Here is a 15,120-nt window from a genome sequence, read left to right on the forward strand (position 1 = left end):
CAATCGGTGCTATTGTATCATATTTTTTTCCGGGTGCACATATCCATAGAGACAAAGAATGGAAAGGAGCGTTGCGCTGTGTTTATTTGGACGACTCGGCTCAGCCGGGGGCGCATCGTCGCCGGCGTTGCGGCCGCCGTGCTGATCTGCGGCTGTGTGCTGACAGGTGTGGCGGCTTTGCAGACGCAGGATGCGGAGGCCTCCGCCACGGTCAGCGGCAAGGGGATCAAAACCAACGAGGATCGGATCGCCTATCTGGCCTCCTATGGCTGGGAGGTCTCCCCCGAGCCCATCTCGGTGGAGGAACTGCAGATCCCGGACGAATTTGACGACACATACACCCAATATCTGGATCTTCAGGCACAACAGGGCTTTGACCTGACCAAATACCGCGGAAAGCGGGTCAAACGCTATACGTATGCCGTCACCAACTATCCAACGGGAGAGAGCGGTGTTCAGGCCGGTCTGCTCCTCTATCGAAACACCGTGATCGGCGGGGACGTATTGTCCAACGCACTGGGCGGCTTTATCCACGGCCTGACCATGCCTACCTGAAAATTCCATAAAAAATGTTCCAGGAACGAGTTCCTGGAACATTTTTCTATTCCACTGCAAGGGTCTTCATGCTCAAAAAGAGGAATTTGACGTACATTCCCATGGCCGTCAGCAGCAGCACATTGGCCAGGATGGTCACAAAGCGCATGACGCCGGCCGGTGTGGGCAGCAGGCTCAGCACATAGCTGAAGACCGCCACAGCGGTTACGATGATATAGAGCAGCGCCGCCTGCTCTCCCTGCGCCGCCAGGCCGTCCGCTCTCCGCTCCATCAGCTGTCCGCACGTAGCCCGGCAGCAGAAGCGGACCACCAGACAGACCAGGATCTGTGCGATGCAGCTGAGGAGGAGCACCAGTACCGGAAGGATCTCAAGGGTGATCATCACTCCCAGAATAGAGGCCGCGATCGAACCGGCAAAGACCACAACCACATTGGCAATGGAAAAGTGGAAGGCCAGCTGATAGGACCCGTCAACACTGCGCAGGGTGTACAGCCCCGCCAGTGTCATCGCCATGCATCCCAGGCTCAAAAATCCGGAGAAGAACAGCTGGGTCAATCCCACCAGATTGGCCAGGCCCAGCAGGAGCTGAAGCCCTTCCGCCGCCAGCAGCAGCTGCAATCCCTGGTTCAGGGCGCGATTTTTTGTCATGTGATTATGAACTCCTTTCCGATCCGCTCTTCCCCTCCAGCACGTGGAGGTTGAGATGCGGATAGGTCAAATCAATCCCCGCGCGGTCAAAGGCCGCACGTACCTGCTCCAGCAGGTCAAAATAGAGAGACCAGTAATCCTCCGTCCGGCACCAGACCCGCACCGTATATTCCACCGAGCTGTCCCGGAAGGCCGACAGGCGCACAAAGGGCTCCGGATCGGAGAGCGCCATCGGATGGGCATCGATCACACCCCGAATGGCCCCGATCACCGCCTCCGTGGTGTCATCATAGGAGGTATTGAAGGTAAGATCCACCCGGCGGTTCTCCTGGGCGTTATAGTTGACGATCTTGGCCGCCGAGATCTCACTGTTGGGCACAAAAATGATCTTGTTATCCACCGTCACCAGCTTGGTGTGGGACATGCTGATCTCCGCCACCGTTCCGCTGACGCTGTTGGTCTCGATGTAGTCCCCCACTTTAAAGGGCTTGGACAGCAGGACCTGGATCCCTCCCGCCAGATTGGACAAGCTCCCCTGTACGGCCAGGGAAATGGCTAGGCCTACCACGCTCAACACCGCCACCAGAGAGGTCACGTCGATGTTCAGGGCGCTGGCCACAATCAGCGCAAACAGGAACCAGAGCAGGATGTTCACACTGGTCCGCAAAAAGGTATGCAGGCTCTTTTCGATCTTCCCGCGCTCCAAAATCCGATTCAGAAAATGCTGGATCACCTTGATCACGGCAAGACAGCATACGATCAGGAGTGCTAATGAGATCAGTCTTGCAGGGGTCAGTCCGGTAAAATCCTTCAGGATGGGCGCCAGTCCGGTGGAATCAACCACTTCATTGATCACATCGGTTACAGAACTTCCCGCGGTATCCAAAATCTCATCCACCGGTCCAGCGGTTGCACTGGGCGATGGAATGGGTGTAGCAGACATCTGATTCGACTCCTTTCCAAAGACTCATAATCTGATTTCCAGGAAACACAGTGTATCATAATTTGATGGAAAGGGCAAGTTTCTGTCAAAGTCTGTCCACCCAGCCGTTCAGTAAAAAAAAGAGCGGCGGTCCCTAAGGACCGCCGCTCTGAAAGAGCTTAAATTACTCCTCGATGTCGATGACGACGCCGGAACCAACGGTACGGCCGCCCTCGCGGATAGCGAAGCGCAGGCCCTTCTCGATGGCGATGGGGGTGATCAGCTCGACCTTCATGTCGACGTTATCGCCGGGCATGCACATCTCGGTGCCCTCGGGCAGGGTGATGACGCCGGTCACGTCGGTGGTACGGAAGTAGAACTGAGGACGATAGTTGTTGAAGAAGGGGGTGTGACGGCCGCCCTCGTCCTTGCTCAGGACGTACACCTGGCCCACGAACTTGGTGTGGGGGTGAATGGAGCCGGGCTTGCACAGAACCTGACCGCGCTCGACGTCGGTCTTGGCAATGCCGCGCAGCAGGGTGCCGATGTTGTCGCCAGCCTCAGCGTAGTCCAGCAGCTTGCGGAACATCTCGATGCCGGTAACGGTGGTCTTCTTCTTCTCGTCGGACAGACCCACGATCTCGACTTCCTCGCCCATCTTGATCTGGCCACGCTCAACACGGCCAGTGGCCACGGTGCCGCGGCCGGTGATGGTGAAGACGTCCTCGACGGGCATCAGGAAGGGCAGGTCAGCCTTGCGGTCAGGAGTGGGGATGTAGCTGTCGACAGCGTCCATCAGCTCCTTGATGCAGGCGTAGTCGGGATCGTCCACGCCGCCCTCGCAGGTCAGAGCGTTCAGAGCGGAACCCTTGATGACGGGGATGTCATCGCCGGGGAACTCATAGCTGGACAGGGTCTCGCGGACCTCCATCTCAACCAGCTCCAGCAGCTCCTCGTCGTCGACCTGGTCGCACTTGTTCAGGAACACGACCATGGCGGGCACGCCGACCTGACGGGCCAGCAGGATGTGCTCCTTGGTCTGAGCCATGGGGCCGTCGGTAGCAGCGATAACCAGGATAGCGCCGTCCATCTGGGCAGCACCGGTGATCATGTTCTTGATATAGTCGGCGTGGCCCGGGCAGTCAACGTGAGCATAGTGACGCTTGTCGGTCTCGTACTCAACGTGAGCGGTGTTGATGGTGATGCCGCGCTCGCGCTCCTCGGGAGCCTTATCGATGCTGGAGTAGTCCTCGTACTGAGCCTGACCCTTCAGAGCCAGGTACTTGGTGATGGCGGCGGTCAGGGTGGTCTTGCCGTGGTCAACGTGGCCGATGGTGCCGATGTTGACATGGGGCTTAGTGCGCTCAAACTTCTGCTTAGCCATGTTTGATATCCTCCTTAAATTCAAATCAAATACATTGAAAAAGATGGGATGATGATGCTATTTTATCCTAGGAATGGATAAAATGCAACCTCATTTTTAGACCTGCTTACTCAGCGTCCTTGCGGCCGCGCTCAGCAATGATCTTCTCAGCAATGCTCTTGGGAATCTCCACATAGCTGTGAGGCTCCATGGAGTACTGGCCGCGGCCCTGAGTGGAAGAACGCAGGTCCGTAGCATAGCCGAACATGCTGGCCAGAGGCACCAGGGCATCCACCTGGGTGGCGCCGGGACGGCTCTCCTGACCCTGGATCATGCCGCGGCGGCTGGTCAGGTCGCCGATCACGTTGCCCAGATACTCGTCGGGCACGATGACGGAAACCTTCATCACAGGCTCCAGCAGCACGGCGTCAGCCTTGCGGCAGGCCTCCTTGAAGGCCATGGAACCGGCGATCTTAAACGCCATTTCAGAGGAGTCGACCTCGTGGTAGGAGCCGAAGGTCAGGTGGACCTTCACGTCCACGACGGGGTAACCGGCCAGGATACCCGCCTGCATGGCGCCCTGGATACCGGCGTCGACCGCGGGGATATACTCCTTGGGGATGACGCCGCCGGTGATCTCGTTGAGGAACTCGTAACCCTTGCCGGGCTCGTTGGGCTCGATCTTGATGCGGACGTGACCGTACTGGCCCTTACCGCCGGACTGACGGGCATACTTGGTATCCTGCTCGACAGACTTCTTGATGGTCTCCTTGTAGGCAACCTGGGGCGCGCCCACGTTGGCCTCGACCTTGAACTCGCGGAGCAGACGGTCGACGATGATCTCCAGGTGGAGCTCGCCCATGCCGGCGATGATGGTCTGACCGGTCTCCTCATCGGTGTAGGTCTTAAAGGTGGGGTCCTCTTCGGCCAGCTTCACCAGCGCCAGGCCCATCTTCTCCTGACCAGCCTTGGTCTTGGGCTCGATGGCGACGCGGATAACGGGCTCGGGGAACTCCATGGACTCCAGAATGATGGGAGCCTTCTCATCGCAGAGGGTATCACCGGTGGTGGTGTTCTTCAGACCCACGGCGGCGGCAATGTCGCCGGAGTACACGACCTCGATGTCCTCGCGGTGGTTGGCGTGCATCTGCAGGATGCGGCCGATGCGCTCCTTCTGCTTCTTGGTGGAGTTGAGCACGGAAGAACCGGTGCTCAGAGTACCGGAGTACACACGGAAGAAGGACAGACGGCCCACGTAGGGGTCAGTCATGATCTTGAAGGCCAGCGCGGAGAAGGGGGCGGAGTCGTCGGCGGGACGCTCGTCCTCTTCCTCGGTGTCGGGATCCACGCCCTTGATGGCGGGGATGTCCAGGGGGGAGGGCATGAAGTCGACGATGGCGTCGAGCAGCTTCTGCACACCCTTGTTCTTGTAAGAAGTACCACAGGTCACGGGAACCAGCAGGTTCTCGATGGTGCCGTGGCGCAGGGCAGCGCGGATCTTCTCCACGGGGATGGGCTGCTCCTCCAGGGCCAGCTCCATGATCTCGTCGTCGATGTCAGCGACAGCGTCGATGAGCTTGGTGCGGTACTCCTGAGCCAGCTCCATCATGTCAGCGGGGATCTCCTCCACGCGCATATCCTTGCCCAGATCATCGTAGTAGATGTCGGCGTTCATCTCCACCAGGTCGATGATGCCCTTGAAGGTATCCTCGGAGCCAATGGGGAGCTGAATGGGCACGGCGTTGCACTTGAGGCGGTCGTGGATCATGTTCAGCACGTTGTAGAAGTCAGCGCCCATGATGTCCATCTTATTGACGTAGATCATGCGGGGGACCTTGTAGTGGTCGGCCTGACGCCACACAGTCTCAGACTGGGGCTCAACGCCGCCCTTGGCGCACATAACGGTCACAGAGCCGTCCAGCACGCGCAGGGAGCGCTCCACCTCGACGGTGAAGTCCACGTGACCCGGGGTATCAATGATGTTGATACGGGTCTGGGGGAACTGATCCTTGGAACCCTTCCAGTAGCAGGTGGTAGCAGCGGAGGTGATGGTGATGCCGCGCTCCTGCTCCTGAGCCATCCAGTCCATGGTGGCGGTACCATCATGGGTCTCACCGATCTTGTAGTTAACACCGGTGTAGAACAGGATGCGCTCGGTGGTAGTGGTCTTACCGGCATCGATGTGAGCCATGATGCCGATGTTGCGGGTATTTTCCAGGGTAACCTTTCTAGCCATATGCTGTTACCCTCCTTACCAGCGGTAGTGAGCGAAGGCCTTGTTGGACTCGGCCATCTTGTGGGTGTCCTCGCGCTTCTTGACAGCGGAACCCAGGTTGTTGGCGGCGTCCATGATCTCGCCAGCCAGACGCTCCTTCATGGTCTTCTCGCTGCGGGCGCGGGAGTAATTGGTCAGCCAGCGCAGACCAAGGGTCTGACGGCGCTCGGGACGAACCTCGATGGGCACCTGATAGGTGGCGCCGCCGACACGACGGGCCTTGACCTCCAGGGACGGCATGATGTTCTCCAGAGCGGCAGTGAAGACCTCCAGAGGATCCTTCTCGGTCTTCTCCTTGATGATATCGAAAGCGCTGTAGACCACCTTCTGGGCCACGCCCTTCTTGCCATCCAGCATGATGCTGTTGACGAGCTTGGTCACCAGGACGGAGTTATAAAGCGGATCAGGCAGAACCTCCCGCTTGGGTACATTACCTCTTCTGGGCACTTTGCTTCCCTCCTTCATAGTATGATTTCATAGGTACTCGAACCGCTCATGCGGCCCGTGTAAAGACAAGTGCCTGCTTGTCCAGTGCCTGTCCGAGGTCTACCCTATATGGTAAACGCTCGGCAAGGCGATTTGCCTTGCGCATAAGCGCACAATGCAATTCAAATGTGGCGCATTCCGCGCCGGTGTGCATGCATCCCTGCGGAAGATTACTTCTTCGCGCCGCCCTTGCCGGCCTTGGGACGCTTGGCGCCGTACTTGGAACGGGCCTGCATACGACCATTGACGCCCTGGGTATCCAGAGTGCCGCGGATGATGTGGTAACGAACGCCGGGCAGGTCCTTAACACGGCCGCCGCGGATCATGACCACGGAGTGCTCCTGCAGGTTGTGGCCGACACCGGGAATGTAGGCGGTGACCTCGTAGCCGTTGGTCAGACGCACACGAGCGATCTTACGCAGAGCGGAGTTAGGCTTCTTAGGAGTAGCCGTACGGACCGCGGTGCAGACACCTCGCTTCTGGGGAGAGGGCAGATCGGTCTCACGATTCTTCAGGGTGTTCAGGCCGTACTGCATGGCGGGAGAGTTGGACTTGTAGGTCGCAGCCTGACGTCCCTTGCGCACGAGCTGATTAAAAGTAGGCATGAGTAGTTCCTCCTTTCTTAATGGGTTGATTGTATTATTTTAACCGAATCTCCGAAGATGATTCCGTTAAAACCCAGTTAATAGTGCGGCCACGGCGGAACCCACCGCAATGCCGCAGGCCGTGCCCAGTTCCTTCATATGGGGCACGCGCTCCACAGGTACACCGCGCTCCCGGCAGAGGGTCTCTACCGGTTCAATGACACGGGGATCGGCGTCTTCTGCCAGAAAAACTCTGGCCGCTCTGCCGTCGCCCAGCGCGCGCTTGGTCTGCTTCACACCCACGACCTTGGGGCCTGTTTTCAGTTGAGTCAGCACCATGCACGCCTCCTGTCGTTGCACTTGGAAACACCGCATAACGGGGTATTTCCTGTCTGCGGCAGGTACACCTGCGCGATTTTGAATTATAGCATAGGAAACCCCATCCGTCAAGCAAAAAAGCTCTGTTTTTTTCTCCTTTTTCCACGCTTTTCCCCGTCAAATCGCCGGATGGAGTGTTCTTTCTCTCTTTGGGCGACCCATACGTCTTTTCAAGACGGACAAAAGGCCCCGGAGCATGGCTCCGGAGCCTTTTGATAAACGGTCAGATCAATGGACTGTGTGATCAGTCTTCCGCGCCCTCATCCATGGTGATGGAGAGGATCTCCTCCTCCATGGGGGCGATGCCGACGATCTCATCGGCCTGCTCGGGGGCGCTCTCCTCGTGGCTGTGCTCATGCTCGCAGCCGCAGGTGCACTCGTCCTCGATCTTGTCATACTTGCGGTAGACCGACAGACCGGAGCCGGCCGGGATGAGCTTACCGATGATGACGTTCTCCTTCAGGCCCAGCAGGTGGTCCACCTTGCCCTTGATGGCGGCCTCGGTGAGGACCTTGGTGGTCTCCTGGAAGGAGGCGGCGGACAGGAAGGACTCGGTGGCCAGAGAGGCCTTGGTGATACCCATCAGCAGGCGGGTGGCGGTGGGGAGGCGCAGCTCCATGCCGTCGTTGGTCTCGCCGGCGTCGATGCGCTTCTGGACCGCCTCCTTGGCGTCCTCAAACTCGATGAGCTCCACGGTGGAGCCGGAGAGCAGGTTGGAATCGCCGGCGTCCTCGACCCGCACCTTGCGCATCATCTGACGGCAGATGACCTCGATGTGCTTGTCGTTGATGTCAACGCCCTGCTGACGGTAGGGCTTCTGGACCTCGCGGATCAGGTAGTCGTACACCGCGTGGACACCCCGGATGCGGATGACGTCCTGGGGATAGAGGGCGCCCTCGGTAAGTGCGAAGCCCTTCTCCACGGTCTCGCCGTCCTTCACGCGGATGCCCGCGCTGTAGGGCAGCGGATAGGTGACCACCTCGCCGTCGGGGGCGGTGATGCTCAGGTTGCACATGGAATTGCGCTTGGTCTCCTCGATGGACACCCGGCCGCCGATCTCGGCCAGCTGGGCCATCTTCTTGGGCCGACGGGACTCGAAGAGTTCCTCGACGCGGGGAAGACCCTGGGTGATATCGCCGCCGGCGACGCCGCCGGTGTGGAAGGTACGCATGGTCAGCTGGGTACCGGGCTCACCGATGGACTGAGCGGCGATGATGCCGACGGCCTCGCCCTCGCCCACCGGCTCGCCGATGGCCAGGTTGATGCCGTAGCACTTGGAACATACTCCGCTGCGGGCGCGGCAGGTCAGCACGGAGCGGATCTTCACGGCGTGGATACCGTGCTCCTCCAGCATGGCGGCGTCGTCGGGCACCATCATGCGGTCCTTGGAGATGAGGACTTCGCCGGTCTTGGGATCGCAGATGTCCTCCACGGGATAGCGGCCCTTGAGGCGCTCGCCGAAGGTCTCGATGACCTGGCCGTTCTCGCTGATCTCGGAGACCATGATGCCGTCGTCGGTACCACAGTCGTGCTCGCGGATGATCACTTCCTGGGACACGTCCACCAGACGGCGGGTCAGGTAACCCGAGTCGGCGGTACGCAGAGCGGTATCGGCCATACCCTTACGGGCGCCTCGAGCGGAGATGAAGTACTCCAGCACGGACAGACCTTCACGGAAGTTGGACTTGATGGGGATCTCGATGGTACGGCCGGAGGTATCGGCCATCAGGCCGCGCATACCGGCCAGCTGACGGATCTGAGCGGAGCTACCACGGGCGCCGGAGTCGGCCATCATCCAGATGGGGTTGTAGCGGTCCAGGCCCTCCATCAGGGCGTTAGACACGTCGGCAGTAGTCTTCTCCCAGGCGGACACCACCAGGCGGTAGCGCTCCTCGTTGGTCAGGAAGCCGCGCTTGTACTGACGCTCGATCTTGACGATCTCCTTCTCGGTATCGGCGATCATGCCGTACTTCTTCTCGGGGATGGTCATGTCGTAGATGGAGACGGTCAGGGAGCCGCGGGTGGAGAACTTGTAGCCCTTGGCCTTGATGGTATCCAGCACGCCGGCGGAAACGGTGAAGCCGTGCTTGGTGATGCACTTGTCGATGATCTTGCCCAGCTGCTTCTTGCCGGTGATGAAGTTGATCTCGGGCTCGAACATGGTCTCGGGGTTGGTGCGGTCCACAAAGCCCAGATCCTGGGGGATGCCCTCGTTGAAGATCAGGCGGCCCACGGTGGTGCGCACCATCTTGTGCTGCTCCACGCCGTCGACCTCCATGCTGCGGCGGACCATGATGGGCACGTGCAGCTCCAGCTCGCCCTCGTCATAGGCCAGGCGGGCCTCATTGTCGCTGCCGTACACCGGCAGGCACTCCCGGGGGAGCTCCCCGTCGGGGGTATTGGCGGCGATGTCGGCCACGGTGGGGATGTCGTCCAGAGAGCCGGGATTCTTCACCCACACCATGTCGGCCACGGTGATCTTCCCCTCGGCCAGGGCGGCGCGGACAGCCGCGCAGTCCTCATAGACCTCCTCGGGGTCGTGGGCGGGATAGCGCTCAAAGGTCAGGTAGTAGGAACCCAGCACCATGTCCTGGGTGGGCACGGTGACGGGGCCGCCGTCCTGGGGCCGCAGCAGGTTGTTGGCCGAGAGCATGAGCACCCGGGCCTCGGTCTGGGCCTCGGCGGACAGGGGGACGTGAACAGCCATCTGGTCGCCGTCGAAGTCGGCGTTAAAGGCGGTACACACCAGGGGGTGGAGCTTGATGGCGCGGCCCTCGACCAGCACGGGCTCAAAGGCCTGGATGCCCAGTCGGTGCAGCGTGGGGGCGCGGTTGAGCATGACGGGATGCTCCTTGATGACAAACTCCAGGGCGTCCCACACCTCGGCCTTGCCCTTGTCCACCATCTTCTTGGCGGACTTGATGTTGTTGGCCACGCCGTCCTCCACCAGCTTCTTCATGACGAAGGGACGGAAGAGCTCAATGGCCATCTCCTTGGGCAGGCCGCACTGATAGATCTTCATCTCGGGGCCGACCACGATAACGGAACGGCCGGAGTAGTCCACGCGCTTGCCCAGCAGGTTCTGGCGGAAGCGGCCCTGCTTACCCTTGAGCATGTCGCTCAGGGACTTGAGGGCGCGGTTGTTGGCGCCGGTGACGGCACGGCCGCGGCGGCCGTTGTCGATGAGGGCGTCCACCGCCTCCTGGAGCATCCGCTTCTCGTTGCGCACGATGATGTCGGGCGCGTTGAGCTGGATGAGGCGCTTGAGGCGGTTGTTGCGGTTGATGACCCGGCGATACAGGTCGTTCAGGTCAGAGGTGGCGAAGCGGCCGCCGTCCAGCTGCACCATGGGGCGCAGCTCCGGGGGAATGACGGGCAGCACGTCAATGATCATCCACTCAGGCTTGTTGCCGGAGATCCGGAAGGCATCCACCACTTCCAGGCGCTTGACGATGCGCATCTTCTTCTGGCCGGAGGCGTCCTTCAGCTCGGCCCGGAGCTGCTCGGAGAGCTGCTCCAGATCGATGTCCTGCAGGAGCTTCTTCACGGCCTCGGCGCCCATGCCGGCCTCGAAGTCGTCCTCGTACTTCTCCCGCATGTCGCGGTACTCCTTCTCGGAGAGGATCTGGTTCTTGGCCAGAGGAGAGAAGCCGGGATCGGTGACGATATAGCTGGCGAAGTAGAGCACCTTCTCCAGAATACGGGGAGAGATGTCCAGCAGCAGGCCCATCCGGGAGGGGATACCCTTGAAATACCAGATGTGGGACACAGGGGCGGCCAGCTCGATGTGGCCCATGCGCTCACGGCGGACCTTGGCGCGGGTCACCTCGACGCCGCAGCGGTCACAGATCTTGCCCTTATAGCGGATCTTCTTATATTTACCGCAGTGACACTCCCAGTCCTTGGTGGGGCCAAAGATGCGCTCGCAGAACAGGCCGTCGCGCTCGGGCTTGAGGGTGCGGTAGTTGATGGTCTCCGGCTTCTTGACCTCGCCGTAAGACCACTCGCGGATCTTCTCCGGGGAGGCAATGCCGATTTGGATGGCGTCAAACTCAGCGTAACTCATAGAATAGATCGTTCCTCCCTCTCTCTTACATGTCCTGGTCGTCCAGGAACGCGTCGTCGTCAGACGCGACGCTCTCGTCGTCGCTCACAGCCAGGTCGTCGTCGTCACTCTCGGCCTTCAGGGTGAAGCCGGCGGCCGCGAACTCGGACTCGGCGTCGCCCTCGCGGTAGCTGTAGAAGTCGTCGTCGTCCCGGATGCGATCGGGCTGGTAGTTGTCCTCTTCGTCATCCTTGAGCTCGATCTCAGCGCCGTTCTCGTCCAGCACCTTCATATCCAGGCACAGGGACTGCAGCTCCTTAACCAGAACCTTGAAGGACTCGGGCACGCCGGGCTTGGGCACGTTGTGGCCCTTGACAATGGCCTCGTAGGTGCGCACACGGCCGGTGACGTCGTCCGACTTGACGGTGAGGATCTCCTGCAGGGTGTAGGCCGCGCCGTACGCCTCCAGAGCCCACACCTCCATTTCGCCGAAGCGCTGGCCGCCGAACTGGGCCTTGCCGCCCAGAGGCTGCTGGGTGACCAGGGAGTAGGGGCCGGTGGAACGGGCGTGGATCTTATCATCCACCAGGTGGTGGAGCTTGAGGAAGTACACATAGCCAACGGTGACGCGGTTGTCAAACCGCTCGCCGGTACGGCCGTCGTACAGCCAGCTCTTGCCGTCGGGGGACAGGCCGGCCATGGTCAGGACCTCGGCGATGTCCTTCTCGTCGGCGCCGTTGAAGATGGGGGTGGCCACCTTCCAGCCCAGGGTCTTGGCGGCGTAGCCCAGATGGACCTCCAGCACCTGACCGATGTTCATACGGGAAGGCACGCCCAGGGGGTTCAGAACGATGTCCAGCGGGGTGCCGTCGGGCAGGAAGGGCATATCCTCCTGGGGCATGATGCGGGAGACAACACCCTTGTTACCGTGGCGGCCGGCCATCTTGTCGCCCACGCTGATCTTACGCTTCTGGGCGATGTAGACGCGGACCACCTCGTTGACGCCGGGAGAGAGCTCGTCGCCGGCCTCGCGGGTGAAGACCTTCACGTCCACGATGATGCCGCTCTCGCCGTGGGGCACCTTCAGGGAGGTGTCACGGACCTCGCGGGCCTTCTCACCGAAGATGGCGCGCAGCAGGCGCTCCTCGGCGGTGAGGTCGGTCTCGCCCTTGGGGGTGACCTTACCCACCAGGATGTCGCCGGAGCGGACCTCGGCGCCCACGCGGATGATGCCGCGCTCGTCCAGGTCCTTCAGGGCGTCCTCGCCCACGTTGGGGATGTCCCGGGTGATCTCCTCGGGGCCCAGCTTGGTGTCGCGGGACTCGGTCTCATACTCCTCGATATGAATGGAGGTAAAGACGTCCTCCTTGACCATGCGCTCGTTGAGCAGGATGGCGTCCTCGTAGTTGTAACCTTCCCAGGTCATGAAGCCCATGAGGATGTTCTTGCCCAGGCCGATCTCGCCGTTGCAGGTGGAGGGGCCATCCACGATGACCTCGCCCTTGCTGACCTTCTGGCCGGCCTTGACGATGGGACGCTGGTTGATGCAGGTGCCGTGGTTGGAGCGCAGGAACTTGATGAGCTTATACTCCTTGAGGCCCAGGTTCTGATAGCGCACGGAGACATACTGGGCAGAGACCTTCACGACCTCGCCGTCCTCCTCGGCCAGGATGGCGACCTCGGAGTCCACGCAGTTCTTGTGCTCCTGACCGGTGGCCACGATGGGGGCCTGGGTGGTCAGCAGAGGCACAGCCTGACGCTGCATGTTGGCGCCCATCAGAGCACGGTTGGCGTCGTCGTTCTGGAGGAAGGGGATCATGGCGGTTGCCACGGAGAACATCATCTGGGGGGACACGTCCACGTAGTCCACCTGGTTGGCGGCCACCGAGACGATCTCGTTGCGGTGACGGCAGGTGATACGCTCGTTGACGAAGCAGTTGTTCTCGTCCATGGGCTCGGTGGCCTGGGCGATGGTGAACTCGTCCTCCACATCGGCGGTCATATAGTGGATCTCGTCGGTGACCCGGCCGGTCTCCTTGTCCACCTTGCGGTAGGGCGCCTCGATGAAGCCGAAGCGGTTGACCCGGGCATAGGCGGAGAGGTAGGAGATCAGGCCGATGTTGGGACCTTCGGGGGTCTCAACGGGGCACAGGCGGCCATAGTGAGAGTAGTGGATGTCTCGCACATCGAAGGAGGCGCGGTCACGGCTCAGACCGCCGGGGCCCAGGGCGGACAGACGGCGCTTGTGGGTCAGCTCGGCCAGGGGGTTGGTCTGGTCCATGAACTGGCTCAGGGGGGAGGAACCGAAGAACTCCTTGATGGAGGCGGTGACAGGACGGATGTTGATGAGGGACTGGGGGGTGACGATGTCCAGATCCTGGATGGTCATGCGCTCACGGATGACGCGCTCCATGCGGCTGAAGCCGATGCGGAACTGGTTCTGGAGCAGCTCACCCACGCAGCGCAGGCGGCGGTTGCCCAGGTGGTCAATGTCGTCGGGGGTGCCCACGCCGAAGGCCAGGGCGTTGAGGTAGTTGATGGACGCCATGATGTCGTCCACGATGATGTGCTTGGGGATCAGGTCGTCCAGGTGATCCTTGATGGCGTCCTTCAGCTCCTCGCCGGAGAACTGATTCATCAGCTCCATGAGCACAGTGTAGCGCACCCGCTCGGTGACGCCGCACTCCTCGGGGTCAAAGTCCACGAACTTGGACATGTCCACCATGTGGTTGCCGAACACGCGCACCATGGTGCCGTCCACGTCCACCACGGCCTCGTTGACACCCTTGTCCTCCAGCTCATGGGCCCGCTCACGGGTGAGGACCTCGCCGGGCTCGGCGATGATCTCGCCGGTGGTGGGGTCCACCACGGGGAGGGCCAGCTTCTGGTTGGTCAGACGGGGACCCATGGACATCTTCTTGTTGAACTTGTAGCGGCCCACGGCGGACACGTCGTAGCGGCGGGGGTCAAAGAAGAGGGCGTTGAGCAGGCTCTCGGCGGAGTCCACCGTGGGGGGCTCGCCGGGACGGAGCTTGCGGTAAATCTCCAGCAGGGCCTCCTCATAGGTCTTGCAGGTGTCCTTCTCCAGGGTGGCCAGGATACGGGGATCCTCGCCGAACATCTCGATGATCTCGGCGTCGGTCTTGGGACCCACGGCGCGGATCAGGCAGGTGATGGGGAGCTTGCGGTTCTTGTCGATGCGGACATAGAACACGTCGGACAGGTCGGTCTCATACTCCAGCCAGGCGCCCCGGTAGGGGATGACGGTGGTGGCGTAGGTGACGTTGTCGGCCTTGTCGGCGGTGCGGGAGTAGTACATGCCGGGGGAGCGGACGATCTGGGAGACGATGACGCGCTCGGCGCCGTTGATGACGAAGGTGCCCCCCTGGGTCATGATGGGGAAGTCACCCATGAAGATCTCCTGCTCCTTGATCTCCTCGGTCTCCTTGTTGCGCAGGCGCACACGGACCTTGATGGGAGCGGCGTACGTGGCGTCCCGGGCCTTGCACTCCTCCACGTTGTACTTGGGGGGTTCGTCCATGGAGTAGTCGATAAAGGACAGCTCCAGATTACCGGCGTAGTCGGTAATGCAGGAGACATCCTTGAAGACCTCTCGCAGTCCCTTGTCCAGGAACCACTGGTAGGACTTCTTCTGGATCTCCAGCAGATTCGGCATCTCCAGGATTTCCTTGTGGCGGGCAAAGCTCTTGCGGAGGGTCTTGCCATAGTAGACGTCTTTGATCCTGTCTGTGACCATTCTGAATGACCATTCCTTTCCCTTAGCATCTGGCGGTCGTTCGGACAGCCGTCCAAACTTTTCGTACCTGCTCCCCGCCCCAGAGGACCGGAGAGCCCTGTTTCTG

10 protein-coding genes are annotated in these 15,120 nt (G+C 60.8%); 1 reads left to right on the forward strand and 9 read right to left on the reverse strand.

Translation table 11 applies throughout. The features are described 5' to 3' along the window. The first annotated feature begins 78 nt into the window (after positions 1 to 78). Positions 79 to 555: a DUF4830 domain-containing protein gene (locus GPK94_RS11575; protein WP_215655870.1), complete on the forward strand. Its 477-nt coding sequence runs from the start codon at positions 79 to 81 to the stop codon at positions 553 to 555. Between the two features lie 46 nt (positions 556 to 601). Here the strand turns inward: GPK94_RS11575 and GPK94_RS11580 are convergent, their stop codons facing one another. The 9 genes from GPK94_RS11580 to rpoB all read right to left on the reverse strand — a co-directional run bounded on the left by GPK94_RS11580 (position 602) and on the right by rpoB (position 15,014). Further along, complete coding sequence (locus GPK94_RS11580; RefSeq protein ID WP_215655871.1) at positions 602 to 1,204, reverse strand: hypothetical protein; 603 nt, start codon at positions 1,202 to 1,204, stop codon at positions 602 to 604. Positions 1,205 to 1,208: 4 nt separating this feature from the next. Continuing rightward, complete coding sequence (locus tag GPK94_RS11585) at positions 1,209 to 2,147, reverse strand: mechanosensitive ion channel family protein (protein ID WP_195278464.1); 939 nt, start codon at positions 2,145 to 2,147, stop codon at positions 1,209 to 1,211. A 163-nt stretch (positions 2,148 to 2,310) separates the two neighbouring features. After that, the gene (gene tuf, locus GPK94_RS11590; RefSeq protein ID WP_215655872.1) at positions 2,311 to 3,510 is read right to left on the reverse strand and encodes an elongation factor Tu; all 1,200 of its coding nucleotides are present in this window, start codon (positions 3,508 to 3,510) and stop codon (positions 2,311 to 2,313) included. 106 nt (positions 3,511 to 3,616) lie between these two features. Continuing rightward, positions 3,617 to 5,725 (reverse strand): elongation factor G, encoded by a 2,109-nt coding sequence (gene fusA, locus GPK94_RS11595; protein ID WP_215655873.1) that lies wholly within the window; start codon positions 5,723 to 5,725, stop codon positions 3,617 to 3,619. Positions 5,726 to 5,740: 15 nt separating this feature from the next. Beyond that, positions 5,741 to 6,211, reverse strand: coding sequence for a 30S ribosomal protein S7 (gene rpsG, locus GPK94_RS11600; RefSeq protein WP_180956904.1), 471 nt, complete (start codon positions 6,209 to 6,211; stop codon positions 5,741 to 5,743). 209 nt (positions 6,212 to 6,420) lie between these two features. After that, entirely contained in the window at positions 6,421 to 6,855 is a 435-nt protein-coding gene (gene rpsL / locus GPK94_RS11605) for a 30S ribosomal protein S12 (RefSeq protein ID WP_101693868.1), read from the reverse strand. A gap of 66 nt (positions 6,856 to 6,921) precedes the next feature. After that, positions 6,922 to 7,170, reverse strand: a complete 249-nt coding sequence (locus GPK94_RS11610; protein ID WP_101694023.1) for a ribosomal L7Ae/L30e/S12e/Gadd45 family protein — start codon at positions 7,168 to 7,170, stop codon at positions 6,922 to 6,924. Positions 7,171 to 7,456: 286 nt separating this feature from the next. Further along, on the reverse strand, positions 7,457 to 11,278 hold the full coding sequence (rpoC, locus tag GPK94_RS11615) for a DNA-directed RNA polymerase subunit beta' (RefSeq protein ID WP_252192606.1): 3,822 nt from the start codon (positions 11,276 to 11,278) through the stop codon (positions 7,457 to 7,459). 25 nt (positions 11,279 to 11,303) lie between these two features. After that, on the reverse strand, positions 11,304 to 15,014 hold the full coding sequence (gene rpoB / locus GPK94_RS11620; protein WP_101693869.1) for a DNA-directed RNA polymerase subunit beta: 3,711 nt from the start codon (positions 15,012 to 15,014) through the stop codon (positions 11,304 to 11,306). Positions 15,015 to 15,120: the final 106 nt, after the last annotated feature.

This window comes from Pseudoflavonifractor sp. MCC625 (assembly GCF_018784545.1).
Taxonomy (GTDB): domain Bacteria; phylum Bacillota; class Clostridia; order Oscillospirales; family Oscillospiraceae; genus Pseudoflavonifractor_A; species Pseudoflavonifractor_A gallinarum.

Excerpts from the sequence above, each read along its gene's own strand:
- tuf (WP_215655872.1), bottom strand. The coding sequence starts at position 3,510 with ATGGCTAAGCAGAAGTTTGAGCGCACTAAGCCCCATGTCAACATCGGC.
- GPK94_RS11585 (WP_195278464.1), bottom strand. The coding sequence starts at position 2,147 with ATGTCTGCTACACCCATTCCATCGCCCAGTGCAACCGCTGGACCGGTG.
- fusA (WP_215655873.1), bottom strand. The coding sequence starts at position 5,725 with ATGGCTAGAAAGGTTACCCTGGAAAATACCCGCAACATCGGCATCATG.
- rpoC (WP_252192606.1), bottom strand. The coding sequence starts at position 11,278 with ATGAGTTACGCTGAGTTTGACGCCATCCAAATCGGCATTGCCTCCCCG.
- GPK94_RS11580 (WP_215655871.1), bottom strand. The coding sequence starts at position 1,204 with ATGACAAAAAATCGCGCCCTGAACCAGGGATTGCAGCTGCTGCTGGCG.
- rpoB (WP_101693869.1), bottom strand. The coding sequence starts at position 15,014 with ATGGTCACAGACAGGATCAAAGACGTCTACTATGGCAAGACCCTCCGC.
- rpsL (WP_101693868.1), bottom strand. The coding sequence starts at position 6,855 with ATGCCTACTTTTAATCAGCTCGTGCGCAAGGGACGTCAGGCTGCGACC.